Origin of the sequence: Hymenobacter sp. UYP22, from assembly GCF_040547285.1 — a bacterium.
Classification (GTDB): domain Bacteria; phylum Bacteroidota; class Bacteroidia; order Cytophagales; family Hymenobacteraceae; genus Hymenobacter.
The window spans coordinates 191,003-206,197 of record NZ_JBEPPK010000001.1 but is presented as its reverse complement, the minus strand read 5'-3'; the positions used below and the strand labels follow the sequence as shown (position 1 = coordinate 206,197).

Annotated in this window: 12 protein-coding genes and 1 pseudogene; 11 read left to right on the top strand and 2 right to left on the bottom strand. The window is 57.8% G+C overall.

Annotated elements, in window-relative coordinates; all coding sequences use genetic code 11:
• The first annotated feature begins 69 nt into the window (after positions 1-69).
• The 8 genes from pnp (at position 70) to ABIB60_RS00935 (ending at position 8,598) form a co-directional block, all read left to right on the top strand.
• Positions 70-2,229: a polyribonucleotide nucleotidyltransferase gene (gene pnp / locus ABIB60_RS00970; protein ID WP_354577080.1), complete on the top strand. Its 2,160-nt coding sequence runs from the start codon at positions 70-72 to the stop codon at positions 2,227-2,229.
• Between the two features lie 136 nt (positions 2,230-2,365).
• Positions 2,366-3,229: a sigma-70 family RNA polymerase sigma factor gene (locus tag ABIB60_RS00965; RefSeq protein ID WP_022823752.1), complete on the top strand. Its 864-nt coding sequence runs from the start codon at positions 2,366-2,368 to the stop codon at positions 3,227-3,229.
• Between the two features lie 287 nt (positions 3,230-3,516).
• Positions 3,517-4,464 (top strand): thioredoxin-disulfide reductase, encoded by a 948-nt coding sequence (trxB, locus tag ABIB60_RS00960; protein WP_354577078.1) that lies wholly within the window; start codon positions 3,517-3,519, stop codon positions 4,462-4,464.
• A gap of 146 nt (positions 4,465-4,610) precedes the next feature.
• Positions 4,611-5,747, top strand: coding sequence for a peptidoglycan DD-metalloendopeptidase family protein (locus tag ABIB60_RS00955; protein WP_354577077.1), 1,137 nt, complete (start codon positions 4,611-4,613; stop codon positions 5,745-5,747).
• Between the two features lie 94 nt (positions 5,748-5,841).
• A complete protein-coding gene (bshB1, locus tag ABIB60_RS00950) occupies positions 5,842-6,561 on the top strand; it encodes a bacillithiol biosynthesis deacetylase BshB1 (protein ID WP_354577075.1) in 720 nt (239 codons plus the stop codon).
• Positions 6,562-6,856: 295 nt separating this feature from the next.
• A complete protein-coding gene (locus ABIB60_RS00945) occupies positions 6,857-7,549 on the top strand; it encodes a membrane-associated protein (RefSeq protein WP_354577073.1) in 693 nt (230 codons plus the stop codon).
• A 35-nt stretch (positions 7,550-7,584) separates the two neighbouring features.
• Positions 7,585-8,034 (top strand): hypothetical protein, encoded by a 450-nt coding sequence (locus tag ABIB60_RS00940; protein WP_354577072.1) that lies wholly within the window; start codon positions 7,585-7,587, stop codon positions 8,032-8,034.
• A gap of 66 nt (positions 8,035-8,100) precedes the next feature.
• Positions 8,101-8,598 (top strand): hypothetical protein, encoded by a 498-nt coding sequence (locus tag ABIB60_RS00935; protein WP_354577071.1) that lies wholly within the window; start codon positions 8,101-8,103, stop codon positions 8,596-8,598.
• 125 nt (positions 8,599-8,723) lie between these two features.
• On the opposite strand, the gene accC is transcribed toward ABIB60_RS00935, so the two are convergent.
• On the bottom strand, positions 8,724-10,232 hold the full coding sequence (gene accC / locus ABIB60_RS00930) for an acetyl-CoA carboxylase biotin carboxylase subunit (RefSeq protein ID WP_354577070.1): 1,509 nt from the start codon (positions 10,230-10,232) through the stop codon (positions 8,724-8,726).
• A gap of 352 nt (positions 10,233-10,584) precedes the next feature.
• Between accC and ABIB60_RS00925 the strand changes: the two genes are divergently transcribed.
• Both ABIB60_RS00925 and ABIB60_RS00920 read left to right on the top strand, forming a co-directional pair.
• A complete protein-coding gene (locus tag ABIB60_RS00925; protein WP_354577068.1) occupies positions 10,585-11,835 on the top strand; it encodes an aminotransferase class I/II-fold pyridoxal phosphate-dependent enzyme in 1,251 nt (416 codons plus the stop codon).
• A gap of 242 nt (positions 11,836-12,077) precedes the next feature.
• Positions 12,078-12,251: pseudogene (locus ABIB60_RS00920) on the top strand (BF3379 family histone-like protein); the annotation flags it as partial.
• A 370-nt stretch (positions 12,252-12,621) separates the two neighbouring features.
• Here the strand turns inward: ABIB60_RS00920 and tyrS are convergent.
• The gene (gene tyrS, locus ABIB60_RS00915; RefSeq protein WP_354577067.1) at positions 12,622-13,917 is read right to left on the bottom strand and encodes a tyrosine--tRNA ligase; all 1,296 of its coding nucleotides are present in this window, start codon (positions 13,915-13,917) and stop codon (positions 12,622-12,624) included.
• A gap of 194 nt (positions 13,918-14,111) precedes the next feature.
• On the opposite strand from tyrS, the gene holA reads away from it, so the two are divergent.
• Positions 14,112-15,188 carry a DNA polymerase III subunit delta gene (gene holA, locus ABIB60_RS00910; RefSeq protein ID WP_354577066.1) on the top strand — a complete coding sequence of 359 codons (1,077 nt, stop codon included), beginning with the start codon at positions 14,112-14,114 and terminating at the stop codon, positions 15,186-15,188.
• The last annotated feature ends 7 nt before the right edge of the window (positions 15,189-15,195 follow it).

Here is a 15,195-nt window from a genome sequence, read left to right as displayed (position 1 = left end):
ATGGCCGCTGTCGGCCCTGTTTTTACGGCTGCTCGCCCGCTGCACGCTTTCCATAAGCAACTCTCTCAGATGCCCAATTACAACGCGGTTACCAAACACATTACGCTGCCCGATGGTCGGCAGATTTCCATTGAAACTGGCAAGCTGGCCAAATTCGCCGACGGTGCCGTAGTGGTACGCCTCGGTGACGCCATGCTGCTGGCTACCGTTGTGTCGCAGCCCAGCGCCCGCGGCGACGTGGATTTCCTGCCCCTGTCGGTTGACTACCAGGAGAAATTCGGTGGTGCCGGCAACATTCCCGGCTCGTTCCAGCGCCGCGAAGGCCGCCTCTCGGATTATGAAATCCTGGTGTGCCGCATCGTAGACCGCATCCTGCGCCCGATGTTCCCCAAGGACTATCACTACGAGGTGCAGGTAATGATTACCCTGATTTCGGCCGATAAGACGGTACAGCCCGATGCTTTGGCCGCCCTGGCTGCTTCGGCTGCCCTGTCGATTTCTGATATTCCCTTCGCCGGCCCCATCTCGGAGGTTCGCGTAGCCCGCATCGACGGCAAGCTGCAAATCAACCCTCTCACCGCCGATATTGCCCGCGCCGACATTGACCTGATTGTAGGTGCTACGGCTGATTCGGTAGCCATGGTGGAAGGCGAGATGAACGAAGTGAGTGAGGAAGAAATGGTGGAAGCCATTGCCTTCGCCCACGAAGCCATCAAGGAGCAGGTGCGCGTGCAGCTGGAGCTGGCTGCTGAAGTGGAGAAATCCCACACCAAGCGCGAGTATCCGAAGTACGAGGAAAATGACGATCTGAAGAAGCGTATTCAGGAAGGTGTGTACGAGCAGGCCTACAAGATTGCGCACTCGGGAAACCCCAGCAAAGCCGGCCGCAAGGAAGGCTTTGGTGCCATCAAAAAAACGCTGACCGCCCAACTGCTGGAAGAGCAGCCCGAACTGGACATGAAGATGTTCGGCCGCTACTACTCTTCGGCGGAGAAGAAAGCTATCCGCGACATGATGATCAAGGAGCGTACCCGCCTCGATGGTCGCCAGCTCACCGAAATTCGCCCCATCTGGAGCGAAGTGAACTACCTGCCCGGTGCCCACGGCTCGGCCCTGTTCACCCGCGGCGAAACCCAGTCGCTGACCACCGTAGCCCTCGGCACCAAGCTCGATGAGCAGATCATTGATACGGCCATGACTTCGGGTTACAGCAAGTTCATGCTGCACTACAACTTCCCGGCCTTCTCGACCGGCGAGGTGAAGCCCAACCGCGGCCCCGGCCGCCGCGAAATCGGCCACGGCAACCTGGCCCAACGCTCCCTGAAGAAGGTAATGCCTTCGGATGATGAGAACCCTTACACCGTACGCATCGTGTCTGACATTCTGGAGTCGAATGGCTCCAGTTCGATGGCCACGGTTTGCGCCGGCTCGATGGCGCTGATGGACGCTGGTATTCCGGTGCGCGCGGCCGTTTCGGGTATTGCCATGGGCCTCGTGCAGGACAAAGAAACCGGCGAATACGCTGTGCTTTCGGACATTCTGGGTGATGAGGACCACCTCGGCGACATGGACTTTAAAGTAACCGGCACCGAGAAAGGTATCGTGGCTTGCCAGATGGACATCAAAATCCAGGGGCTGAGCGCCGAAATCATGACGGCTGCCCTGCACCAGGCCCGCGAAGGCCGCCTGCATATTTTGCGCGAAATGGCCAAGACCATCAGCCAGCCGGCTGCCGAGCTGAAGCCGCATACGCCCCGCTCGCACAAAATGCTGATTGACAAGGAGTTCATCGGTGCCGTAATCGGGCCTGGTGGCAAAGTGATTCAGCAGATCCAGAAGGATACCAACGCCACGGTTATCATCGAGGAGAAGGACGAGAAAGGCCACGTAAGCATCTACGCTTCCAACCAGGAAGACATGCAAGCTGCCATCGGCCGCATCCAGGCTATTGCTGCAGTGCCGGAAGTTGGGGCTACTTACAAAGGCAAAGTGCGCAGCATTCAGCCCTACGGTGCCTTCGTAGAAATCATGCCGGGCAAGGACGGCCTGTTGCACATTTCGGAGGTATCGCATGAGCGTCTGGCGGCCCTGGAAGGCGTGCTGGAAGTAGGTCAGGAGATTGACGTGAAGCTGCTCGATATCGACAAGAAAACCGGTAAATACCGTCTGTCGCGCAAGGTGCTGCTGCCCAAGCCCGAACGTGCTGCCGACTCCAACGGCGCCGCATAAGTAGGCCTTCCCGAACTTTCGCGGGTACCGGTGTGTTGGACACAATCAATGCCGGTACCCGCGTTTGGGTATCCTCCGTATACCGGAGTAAACACGACGTTAGTAGCATCAACACTTCATTTCTCTCGCGCCCGCAATGAGACAGCTAAAAATCAGCAAGCAGATCACCAACCGCGAAAGTCAGTCGCTGGATAAATACCTCCAGGAGATTGGCAAAGTGGATCTGCTCACCCCCGACGAGGAGGTGACGCTGGCGCAACGCATCAAAGAAGGTGACCAGCAAGCGCTGGAAAAACTCACCAAAGCCAACCTTCGCTTCGTGGTGTCGGTGGCCAAGCAATACCAGAACCAGGGTCTGAGCCTGGGTGACCTGATCAACGAGGGCAACCTTGGTCTGATCAAAGCCGCCAAGCGCTTCGACGAAACCCGGGGCTTTAAATTCATTTCCTACGCTGTTTGGTGGATTCGTCAGTCGATTCTGCAGGCCTTGGCTGAGCAGTCTCGTATCGTGCGTTTGCCTTTGAACCGGGTAGGTTCTCTGAATAAAATCAGTAAATCCTTCTCCGAACTGGAGCAAAAATTCGAGCGGGAGCCCTCGCCCGAAGAAATTGCCGAAGTTCTGGAACTGACCACTTCGGAAGTGGTGGACACGCTCAAGATTTCGGGCCGTCACGTATCCGTGGATGCTCCCTTCGTGCAGGGTGAGGAAAACCGCCTGCTCGACGTGCTTGAAAACGAGGACGAAGAATCGCCCGACACCGGCCTGATGAACGACTCGCTCCGCAAGGAGGTGCAGCGCGCCCTGAGCACGCTCACTAAGCGCGAAGCCGACGTAATCACGCTGTATTTTGGCCTGAACGGGGAACACTCGCTCACGCTGGAAGAAATCGGGGAGAAGTTTAACCTGACCAGGGAACGGGTTCGTCAGATCAAGGAAAAGGCTATTCGTCGGTTGCGCCACACCTCGCGCAGCAAAGCACTGAAACCATATCTGGGGTAATTTTTTCTACCCCGTCGCAGAAAACCCTGACCATTGGTTGGGGTTTTTTGTTGAGACAGGACCGGGGTGGTCGGACGAGTTGCCCGCAGGGCCTCGTTCGACCACTCTCCATGACCAACTGCTCAGCCCCCATATTGGAATCTAGAAGTCAGCAACGATAGTGGTCGGATGAGGCCCTGCGGGCAACTCGTCCGACCACTGACCACAGACTACGGCGACGCTGTTACCTTTGCACCCCAACTTAACTCTACACGGCGCGGGTAGTACCCAGCGCTTCGAACTTTCTCATGGCGACTCCCACTCCAGAGCACATCAAGTGTCTGATTATTGGTTCCGGTCCGGCTGGCTATACGGCTGCCATTTATGCCGCTCGTGCGAACCTCAAGCCGGTAATGTACCAGGGCCTGCAGCCCGGCGGCCAGTTGACTATTACCAACGACGTAGAAAACTTCCCCGGTTACCCCGACGGTATTATGGGCCCGGAAATGATGGAGGACCTGAAAAAGCAGGCCGCTCGTTTCGGTACTGATATCCGTTACGGCATTGCCACATCGGTGGACTTCTCAGGCCACCCGCACCGCGTGACCATCGATGAGCACCTAGAACTGACGGCTGACACGGTGATTATTGCCACCGGGGCTTCGGCTAAGTGGTTGGGTCTGCCCTCAGAGCAGCGCCTGAACGGCTCGGGGGTATCGGCCTGCGCCGTGTGCGACGGGTTCTTCTACCGGGGCAAAGACGTGGTGATTGTAGGCGCCGGCGACACGGCAGCCGAGGAAGCTACGTACTTGGCTAATCTGTGCAACAAGGTGTACATGATTGTGCGGAAAGGCGAGATGCGCGCTTCGAAAATCATGCAGAAGCGGGTGCTGGATAACCCCAAGATTGAGGTACTCTGGAACACGGTAACGGACGAAATTCTGGGCGAGCACGCTGTGGAAGCGGCCCGCGTGAAGAACGTACTGACCCACGAAACCCGGAAGCTGCCCATCGAAGGTTTCTTCGTGGCTATCGGGCACGAGCCTAACTCCAAAATCTTCCAGCCTTATCTGCACCACGACGAACAGGGGTATCTGAAAACTATTCCTGGTACCGCTAAAACCAACGTGGATGGGGTATTCGCCTGCGGCGACGTGCAGGACTTTACCTACCGGCAGGCCGTAACGGCCGCTGGCTCCGGCTGCATGGCCGCCCTCGACGCCGAGCGGTACCTGGCCGCGCTAGGGGACCATTAATGTGAATGAGTGAATGCGTGAATGAATGATGTAGCGGGTTGACACACTATCCAAAATGGTGAAGCGTTCAGCCAGCTACTTCTTTCATTTCACGCATTCACTCATTTGCTTACTCACTTATTAAACTTTTGCCCTTGCTGCATTTTGTGAAACACTGGCTGCTGCCGCTGCTACTGATCGGGCTGTTTATTGGCTTGCCCGGCCAGCTGCAGGCGCAGCGGCGCAAAACACCGGGCCCGAAGGCGAAAGCCGGTTCGGCTGGCAAGCGGAAGGATTTTTTCCGCATCAAGTCGCCCACCATCCGCTACGTGCGGCCCGATACCACCATCCTAATTGAGACGGAGGAGCTGCCCGAAGAAAACTCCGATGCGGCTAAATCTATCTTCTTCAACCCTGCTAAAAAGCTCTCCATTGTGAGCGAGGATACCAGCACGCTGAACGAGGGTGGGCAGGAGATTGTAGAGGTATCAGAGCAGGTAAAAATCGACTCCTCCTGGATTAAAGTGGCCGGGTATTACGCCATTTGGGATACGCACAACATCAACCCGTACCGGGTAGATGGCCGCCGCATCAAGGATACGCTGAACCTGAAGCTGACGGAGCCCGAGAAGCAGCGCTACGCCAAAATGCCCCTAACCAAAACGCCGATGACCTCGGACTTCGGCTTTCGAGGCTACCGCTGGCACTACGGCGTGGACCTGGACCTGGAAACCGGCGACTCGGTAAAAGCGGCTTTCGACGGGGTAGTGCGTATTGTGAAGTGGGATGGCTCGGGCTATGGCAATTATATCATGGTGCGTCACTACAACGGTATCGAAACGCTGTATGGCCACTTGCAGAAGGCTTTGGTAACGCCCGGCACGTTTGTGAAGGCCGGGGAGCTGATTGGACGGGGCGGCAGCACGGGGCGCAGCAGCGGCTCGCACCTGCACTTTGAAGTCCGGTACGAGGGCAATCCCATCGACCCGGAGCGGATGTACGACTTCCCCGATTATCGCCTCATCAAGGACAACTTCCAGATTACCTCGGGCCTGTTTGCGTACTACAGCAAATCGTTGCGGTACCGGGGCGGCAGCGTACCGGGCGCGGGGAGTGGCAGCAGTAGCCGGAGCAGCAGTGCCGGTAAGCCTACCCAGGCGCGGCGTATTGTGTCGCACAAAATCCGGAGCGGGGATACCCTGTCGGAAATTGCCGACAAATATGGTGTGTCGCAGGCCCAAATTCGACGCCTAAACGGCGGTACTGCCGTATTGCGTGTGGGCCGGACGTTACGGATTAAATAAATAGCGTACTAGCTGAATGGTTAGGTAGCTGGTTGTTCACCGAGGTATCGGAACAGCTAACTATTTAACCATTTCGCTTTTAATACTTCGTTCAATGAAACTTGATATTCTGGCCCTCGGGGCACACCCTGATGATGTGGAAATGTCGGCTGCCGGTACCTTGCTGGCCGCTGCAGCGGCTGGTAAGAAAATAGGTATTGTCGATTTTACCCGGGGTGAGCTGGGGACGCGCGGTACTCCGGCTACCCGGGCCCAGGAAGCGGAAGCCGCCAGCCGCATTCTGGGTCTGAGTGCCCGCGAAAATCTGGGGTTGCCCGATGGCTTCTTCCGCAACGACCGGGAGCATCAGCTACCCGTTATTGCCGCCATCCGCCGCTACCAGCCCGATATCATTCTCTGCAACGCCATTCACGACCGGCACCCCGACCACGGCCGGGGCGCGCAGCTGGCTTCGGAATCCTGCTTTTTGAGTGGGCTGCGGATGATTGAAACCTTCGGCGCCGACGGACAACCTCAGCAACCCTGGCGGCCCCGGTTGGTATTCCACTATATTCAGGACCGCCAGATTCCGGCCGATTTCGTGGTGGATATTTCGGCTCACTGGCCCAAGAAGTGGGAGAGTATCCAGGCGTACCGAACCCAGTTCCACGACCCCGAAAGCACCGAGCCGGGTACTTACCTGTCCACGCCGGTGTTCAGCAACTTCATGGAAGCTCGTGCCCGGGAGTTTGGCCACTTGATAGGGGTAGAGTTCGGGGAAGGGTTTACCCGGGAACGGCCTCTGGGCGTCCGGGAAATTACCGAACTGTTGTAGGTCCGCTCAGCAGATAAAAGCACGAAAGCTCCGCCGGACTGGTGGAGCTTTTCATGCTTTTATAGGTATATATTCGCCTCTGATCCGGTATTTATAAAGTCTAAATATAGGCTGATAAATACGCTTAAATTATACTTGAGCGAAGGTTTTGAATTGAATAAGAAATCAGATAGGTGGTAGAGTTGTGCTGGCGAAGCCGGATTTGTCGTGCTACTTCGGGCATCCTCTCAGCGCAACGCCATGAGCCAAGTAGCTGGGGGCCGACTGTTGTTTCGCACTTCACTTTGCTCCGCTTATGAAACGTGTCCCTGCTCATTTACCGCTTTGGTTGAAACTGGTGTTTACCGCCTTCCTGCTGGTGATGGTGCCGGTGTACTGGGTGAATTACGGCCCCACTAACTTTCTGTACTTCTGCGACGTGTCGCTGCTGCTGTGCCTGGTGAGCGTGTGGACGGAGCGCCGCCTGCCGGCCTCCATGGCCGCCGTGGGCATCCTGCTGCCCCAGGTGCTGTGGTGCGCCGATTTTGTGGGGGAGTTGTGCGGCCACCATTTGCTGGGCATGACGTCCTACATGTTTGATGAAAACCGCTCCTTATTTCTGCGCGGGCTTTCATTCTTCCACGGCTGGCTGCCCTTCCTCATCCTGTTCCTGGTGAAGCGCCTGGGCTACGACCGGCGCGCCCTGCCCGCCTGGACGCTGCTGGCCTGGGCGCTGTGCCTGGTGGCCTACTTCTGGCTGCCGCCTGCCGGTACTGTACTGCCCGACCCCAAGATTCCGGTGAACATCAACTACGTGTTTGGCTTCGATGATGCCCACCCCCAAACCTGGCTGCCCGCCCCGCTCTACCTGGTAGGCTGGATGCTCACGCTGCTGCTGGTGATTTACCTACCCACGCACTGGGCCCTGCGCCGCTGGCTGGCCCCGAAATCTGCCGGAGCTACGGAGCCGGCTACGCCTTCGGGCCAGTTGGCCTGGGAGCGGGTGTAGGATTCGGTAATTGTTAGCTGAACCAGTATCTTGTTATGAAAATCACGCGTGTTATCCGCCCCATTACCCGGTTATTTCTGATGTCTGTCTTTGGTCCTAAGCCATCCACCGATGCCGCTTGCCAGCCCGCTGCCCGCCCCGGCCGCCGCCAACGCCTGGTAGGAGCCACTGCGACGCAACTGCTGCCCCTGCTGAAGCTACTCGACACTATCCAGCCCCAGGTCTGCAGCGACTCGGTTTTTCACCTGCGGCGGCTGAAAATTCAGGCCCACTTTGCCGAGGTGCGCCAGGAGCTGCGCACTGAGCGGCCCCGGCGCGAAGCCGTGCAGCATGCCCTCCACGCCCTCACCGAGCTGGTGCGCGAAGAAGTGCGTGACATTCACCGCGACGAGCTGCAGCAAGCCGCCAAGGAAGTCGTGCTGGCTACCCTCAAAAATGCCCCAGCGTTAATTAACGTGGCCAATCAGGCGCGACTGCTGGCGTGAAGAGTTATGCAAGCCAATTGGCTGCTGAGGTGATTTTTTCTTACATGTTTAACAAACTACTGCTTAATGCCTGTCGACAGTTTTATTCCGCAAAACAGAGTTCTAAAACTGCTAAGCTATTACAATCTGATAGGTGGCATTGCTGGTCTATTTATACTGGCATCTCATCTATCTGAGTTAGATCAATCAGTCCTACAAATTAGCGGTGGCATATATGCGGCATTGGCCTTCGTGCTCTCCATTCTCTCGTTCATCACATATCAGAAGCTGCAAGACCCTACATTGATGGGTGTTATGGCCATCCTGCAGTTACCAGTCATCCGATATGGAGGGCTGAAGTATGTGCTCAGTAATGGAGTATTAGCCGTCTTCGGCCTTGATGCCTCAAGTAATATCGGCCTGACTCTAGATGCTCTCTATGAGGTCAAGTTTAGCTTTGCCGTAGCTAATCAGGAAGAGTGGTTTTTTGGCGTAAATGTAGTGCCGGCAATTATGCTGTGGTACCTGATGGTACGCTACAAGCCCACAGATTCAGCAGAAATTACAAAGCCAAAAGCAGGGTAATTATGAGCCCAATAGAATAGTTTTTATTTCCGCTTCCCAATCAGGTAAATCATCCAAATACACATAAAGCCAAACGCCCGGCCAGATGGCCGGGCGTTTGGCTTTATGTGTATAAACTACTTTCTCTACCGCACCCCCAACCGGTTCCGCTTCCAGGCCGAGCCGGTAGCGGCCGGCGCATCAGCTGTGGCGGCGGTGGCGGGCTTTTTCTCCGTCAGGAGCATGGCGGTGAGCACGGCGGCCAGCTTGGCGATGGCTTCATCCGGGGCAGCGGGCTTCAGCGACTCGGACGTGAAGTGGTCCTTGATGAAGTTGGTGTCAAAGTTGCCGCTCACGAAGGCCGGGTGCTGCAGCACGTAGCGGCCGAAGCCCAGCGTGGTTTCGATGCCGGTAATCTGGTACTCGTCGATGGCACGCAGCATCCGGGCAATGGCCTCCTCGCGGGTAGCCCCGAAGGTGACGAGCTTGGCAATCATCGGGTCGTAGTAAATCGGAATGTCCATGCCCTGCTCGAAGCCGTCATCCACCCGCACGCCGGGGCCCTGGGGGCGCACGTAGGTGGTCAGCGTCCCGATGTCGGGCAGGAAGTTGTTCTGCGGGTCTTCGGCGTACACGCGCAGCTCCAGGGCGTGGCCGGTGATGGTGAGGTCTTCCTGCCGGAAGGTGAGGGGCTGGCCCTGGGCTACTTTAATCTGCTCCTTCACCAGGTCGAGGCCGGTAATCTGCTCCGTTACGGGGTGCTCTACCTGCAGGCGGGTGTTCATCTCCAGGAAGTAGAAGTTGCGCTGGTCGTCCAGCAGAAACTCGACGGTGCCGGCTCCGGTGTAGTTGCAGGCCCGGGCCACGTCCACGGCGCAGCGGCCCATTTCGGCGCGTAGCTCGGGCGTGAGCACCGAGGAAGGCGCTTCCTCAATTACCTTCTGGTGGCGGCGCTGAATGGAGCATTCCCGCTCAAACAGGTGCACGATGTTGCCGTGCTCGTCGCCCAGCACCTGAATTTCGATGTGGCGCGGGCCGGTCACGAACTTCTCAATAAACACGGCCCCGTCGCCGAAGGCCGACACGGCCTCATTCACGGCCAGCTGCATCTGCTCCTCAAACTCCTCGGGCTGGTACACCAGGCGCATGCCCTTGCCACCGCCCCCGGCCGAAGCCTTAATCAGCACCGGAAAGCCTACCTGCTCGGCTACGCGCTTGGCCTCCTGCACATCGGAAATAGCCTCGTCCAGGCCCGGCACCAGCGGAATATCGTAGGCTTTCACCGCCTGCTTGGCCGAGAGCTTGTCGCCCATCACGTCCATGGCTTCGGGTGAAGGCCCCACGAAAATCAGCCCCGCTTCCTTCACCATGCGGGCAAACTCGGCGTTTTCGCTCAGGAAGCCGTAGCCGGGGTGAATGGCATCCACGCCCAGCTGGCGGCATACTTCCAGAATTTTGTCGCCGCGCAGGTAGCTGTCTTTGCTGGCGGGCGGGCCTACGCACACGGCCTCGTCGGCGTAGCGCACATGTAGGGCGTTGCGGTCGGCTTCAGAGTAGATGGCCACGGTTTGCAGGCCCATTTCCTTGGCGGAGCGCAGCACGCGCAGGGCAATTTCGCCGCGGTTGGCCACGAGCAGCTTGGTGATTTTCTTCATGTAGGAGAGGGTAGGCGGGTGGGAGAGGTGGGCTTTACTGTAAATTGGAAAGAACGGTCATGCTGAGCTTGCCGAAGCATCTCTACCGCTTTGTTGAATGATGCAGGCGAAGCGGTAGAGATGCTTCGGCAAGCTCAGCATGACGCTCCAATTATATGCAACGAACAGTTCCAATACCCAAAGAAACGCCATTCTAGCCGCACCAGAAAACGCGCCAGGCCAATTCCTATAAGGTTGGATGCCTGCCCGCTTACGGCTACCTTTGCGGATTGCCATAACTTTGTACATTCCCCGAGCGTTACGCCCCCAAGCGTAACTGCTTGTTTTCGTTTCACATTCAACCCGTTCCCTCGTGGATCTATTTGAGAAGATTGCCGCCAACCGCGGCCCGCTGGGTAGCCATTCACACTACGCGCACGGCTATTTCACCTTCCCTAAGCTGGAAGGCGAGATTAAGCCCCGCATGATTTTCCGCGGCAAAGAGGTCCTCACCTGGAGCCTGAACAACTACCTGGGCCTGGCCAACCACCCCGAGGTGCGCAAGGCCGACGCCGACGCTGCTGCCGAGTACGGTATGGCCCTGCCTATGGGCGCGCGCATGATGAGCGGCAACTCCAACCTGCACGAGCAGCTGGAAAATGAGCTGGCCGAGTTTGTGATGAAGCCCGACTGCATGCTGCTGAACTTCGGTTACCAGGGTGTGGTGTCGATTATCGACGCTATGGTGGGTCGTCACGATGTAATTGTGTACGACGCCGAGTCGCACGCCTGCATCATCGACGGGGTGCGCCTGCACGCCGGAAAGCGCTTTGTGTACGTGCACAACGACATGGCCAGCCTGGAGAAGCAGCTGGAGCGCGCCCAGCGCATCATTGACGAAACCGGCGGCGGCATTCTGGTGATTACCGAGGGCGTATTCGGCATGTCGGGCAACCAGGGTGACCTGCGCGGCGTGGTGGCGCTGAAGGAAAAATATCAGTTCCGTTTGTTCGTGGATGACGCCCACGGCTTCGGCACGATGGGTACTACGGGTGCCGGTACGGGCGAAGAACAGGGCGTACAGGACGGTATCGACCTTTATTTTTCGACGTTTGCGAAGAGCATGGCCAGCATTGGTGCCTTCGTAGCCGGCCCTGAGAACGTAATTGAATATTTGCGCTACAACATGCGCAGCCAGATTTTCGCCAAAAGTCTGCCCATGCCGCTTGTGGTGGGCGCTTTGAAGCGTTTGGAGCTGCTGCGCACCTGCCCCGAGCTCAAGGAAAACCTCTGGACCGTGGTACGCGCCCTGCAAAGCGGCCTGCGCGAAAAAGGCTTCAACATTGGCACCACGACCTCGCCGGTTACGCCGGTGCTGCTGGAGGGCCAGATTCCGGATGCCACGCAGGTAACCTTCGATCTGCGTGAGAATCACGGCATTTTCTGCTCTATCGTGGTGTATCCGGTGGTGCCCAAGGGCGTCATCATGCTCCGCATCATCCCCACGGCCGTGCATACGCTCGATGATGTGGCCATCACCATCAAGGCCTTCGAGGCCGTGCAGGAGAAGCTGGCCAAAGGGCTTTATTCCAAAGCAGAAGTTCCCGAGGGCCTGCAACGCTAATTCAGGCTTCGCTAAATACAAAAGTCAGCTTTCGAAAGAGGGCTGACTTTTGTATTTAGGATTATTCCGATAGTAAAGCGTGGCTGATGGGGAGCATTTAGTAGGGGCAATGTAGGAAAATCGGCCCGTGGGTGCTGGAAAAGGGCATTAGAAAAAAAATAGGGCAACTTGCTTGTATTTGAAATCCCTGTATATTAGAGCCGGTTAAATACTTTTTCCACACCATACAACCCCTCCCAACCATGAGCAATTTCGCCCAACTGAAAGACCTCGTTATGTCGCTGGAAGCTGACTTCGAGAAATTCTACGACAAAGGCAACTCGGCCGCTGGTACCCGCGTGCGTAAAGGCATGCAGGAACTGAAGAACATGGCCCAGACCATCCGTACCGAGGTTCAGAACAAGAAAAACGACGGCGGCGAAGCCGCTCCCGCTGCTAAAGCTGCTCCTGCCAAAAAGGCTGCCGCTCCCGCTGCTAAGAAAGCTGCTCCCGCTAAAAAGAAGTAATTGGGCGCTACGCCCGGCGTAGCGAACCTGCTTACACCTAAGAGGCCCTGCTGACTATCAGCAGGGCCTCTTTCGTTATGGAGCTGGTGTGCCGGTCCGGCGGGCGCAGCCTGTCGGACCGGTTGCCGCGTGCTGATGTTGTTATGCCGTCGTCCGGGTGTCAGCGGGCTTCAACCGGCCCGACGGGCTGCGCCCGCCGGACCGGACGTACTGCCGTATCGTGCGGAAAACCGCCGTGACCTGTGTCAGCGCATGATACTCTACGCACGATTCTGGCAGCTTACACTAGCTTGATGAGGAAGTAGCTCTTACCCTTCTGGGCTACCAGGTACTTATCCAGCAACGGCGCTACGGCCGTGGCCGACTGGTCGAGGGTTACTTTCTGGCGGTTGAGCTTCACGCCGTTGTTTTGCACCATTTTACGGGCTTCGCCTTTGCTGGAGAAAATGACGCTGCCGGCCGCCGTGCTCAGCAGCGTAAGGGCATCCTGACCTTCCAATTCGGCTCGGGAAACCTCTACGTGAGGTACGCCGGCAAACACGTCGAGCAGGGTGGCCTCGTCGAGGGTGCTCAACTCGCCGCCGCCGAACAGCACCTGGGAGGCCGCCAGTGCGGCTTCGAAGGCTGCTTCACCGTGCACGCGGATGGTGACGTCTTTGGCCAAGGCTTTCTGCAGCACCCGCAGGTGGGGGGCAGCGGCGTGCTCGGCTTCCAGAGCTTCAATTTCGGGCTGGCTCAGCAGCGTGAACACGCGGATGAGGCGGGGCACGTCGGCGTCGGCGGCGTTCAGGAAGAACTGGTAGAACTGGTAGGGCGAGGTCATGGAGCCATCCAGCCACACGGTGCCGGTTTCGCTCTTGCCATACTTGGTGCCGTCGGCTTTGGTGATGAGCTGGCCGGTGAGGGCGTAGGCCTTGCCCTCGCCGCCCGACATGCGCCGGATCAGCTCGGTGCCGGTGGTGATGTTGCCCCACTGGTCGGAGGCGCCCATCTGCAGGGTGGTGCCCAGCTCTTTGTAGAGGTGGTAGAAGTCGTAGCCCTGCAGCAGCTGGTAGCTGAACTCGGTGTAGCTGATGCCCTCAGCCCCGGTTTCCTCATTGCCACTGATGCGGCGCTTCACCGAATCCTTAGCCATCATGTAGTTCACGGTGAGGTGCTTGCCTACCTCGCGCAGAAACTGCAGGAAGCCAAACTCCTTGAACCAGTCGTAGTTGTTCACTACCCGGGCCCCGGTGGGTGAGTCGTCGAACACCAAGAACTTCTCCAGCTGGGCCTGAATGCCGGCCTGGTTGCGGCGCAGGGCTTCCTCATCGAGCAGGTTGCGCTCCGCGGATTTGCCCGAGGGGTCACCAATCATGCCAGTGGCACCACCCACCAGGGCCAGGGGCCGGTGGCCGGCCCGCTGCAAATGCACCAGCAGCATAATAGTGGCCAGGTTGCCGATGTGCAGGGAAGGCGCGGTGGGGTCGAAGCCGATGTAGCCGGTGATGGGCGCGTTCTTCAGCAGGTGCTCCTCGGTACCGGGCATCATGTCGTGAAACATGCCCCGCCAGCGCAGTTCGTCTAGTAGGTTCAAGGGTGAAGTTGTGAAGTTGTGAAGTTGTGAGCCGGGCGGTGGTTGTAGGAAAAGACACGACAGACACGGCCAACTCACGCAAGTAAGAGGTGCAAAGGTAAAAAGGCCTGTGGTACATTTGCAGTCCCAGTGGAAGCTGCGGCGGAATAGCGCCGTGGGCTCTTCACAATTTCACAATTTCACAACTTCACCTCTTGACCCTCACGCCCGACGAAATCCTGAAGCAGCTCCAGCAGCGGCAGTTTGCGCCCGTGTACTTTCTGCAGGGGGAGGAGCCATACTATATTGACCTGATTGCCGATTTGCTGGAAAAGCACGTGCTGCCTGAGCACGAGAAAGGCTTCAACCAGGTAGTGATGTATGGCAAGGACACCGATGTGGTCGGTATTCTGGGGCAGGCCAAGCGCTTCCCCATGATGGCGGAACGCTCGGTGGTGATTGTGAAAGAGGCGCAAGCTGTGGCCGATCTGGAAAACGAGAAGTCGTGGCCGTTTCTGGAGGCCTACCTGAAAAATCCGCTGCAAAGCACGGTGCTGGTGTTCTGCTACAAGCACAAGACTCTGGATGCGCGCAAGAAGCTGGGCAAGCTGCTGGCCGGCGACAAAAAGGAGCCCGCGCCCGCCGGTACGGTGCTCATGACCAGCAAGAAGCTCTACGACAACCAGGTGGCACCCTGGATTCAGCAGTACGTGCGCAGCAAAAACCAGCAGATTACGCCCCAGGCCACCGCCATGCTGGCCGAGTATATTGGTACGGAGCTGGGCCGCCTCACCAACGAGGTGGACAAAATGCTGATTAACCTGCTGCCCGGCCACAGCATCGACGAGGACCTGGTGCAGCGCATGGTGGGCATCAGTAAAGAGTATAACATCTTCGAGCTCCAGAGTGCCTTGGTGCGCCGCGACGTGCTCAAGGCCAACCGCATTCTGCTCTACTTCGAGGCTAACCCCAAGAACAACCCGCTCATCCCGAACCTGACGCTGCTGTTCAACTACTTCTCCCGCCTGCTGGTGCTGCACCAGCTGCCCAACCCCACGGAGGCCGACTGGCTTAAAATGGGCCTGCGCTTTCCCATTCAGCGCAAAGACTACCAGACCGGCCTGAAAGTATTCGACTTCCACCGCACCCGCGACATCGTGCACCTCATCCGCCGCGCCGACGCCCAGAGCAAAGGCATCGACAGCGGCTCCATGACCGACGGCGAAATCCTGCGGGAGCTGATCTGGCTCATCATCCACCCAGTGCCGCTACACGCGGTGGTGGGGCAGTAGCGTGCAA

What these genes read in the sequence shown, in the direction of transcription:
- pnp (WP_354577080.1), top strand. Translation starts at nt 70, where the DNA reads ATGCCCAATTACAACGCGGTTACCAAACACATTACGCTGCCCGATGGT.
- ABIB60_RS00965 (WP_022823752.1), top strand. Translation starts at nt 2,366, where the DNA reads ATGAGACAGCTAAAAATCAGCAAGCAGATCACCAACCGCGAAAGTCAG.
- trxB (WP_354577078.1), top strand. Translation starts at nt 3,517, where the DNA reads ATGGCGACTCCCACTCCAGAGCACATCAAGTGTCTGATTATTGGTTCC.
- bshB1 (WP_354577075.1), top strand. Translation starts at nt 5,842, where the DNA reads ATGAAACTTGATATTCTGGCCCTCGGGGCACACCCTGATGATGTGGAA.
- ABIB60_RS00945 (WP_354577073.1), top strand. Translation starts at nt 6,857, where the DNA reads ATGAAACGTGTCCCTGCTCATTTACCGCTTTGGTTGAAACTGGTGTTT.
- ABIB60_RS00940 (WP_354577072.1), top strand. Translation starts at nt 7,585, where the DNA reads ATGAAAATCACGCGTGTTATCCGCCCCATTACCCGGTTATTTCTGATG.
- ABIB60_RS00935 (WP_354577071.1), top strand. Translation starts at nt 8,101, where the DNA reads ATGCCTGTCGACAGTTTTATTCCGCAAAACAGAGTTCTAAAACTGCTA.
- accC (WP_354577070.1), bottom strand. Translation starts at nt 10,232, where the DNA reads ATGAAGAAAATCACCAAGCTGCTCGTGGCCAACCGCGGCGAAATTGCC.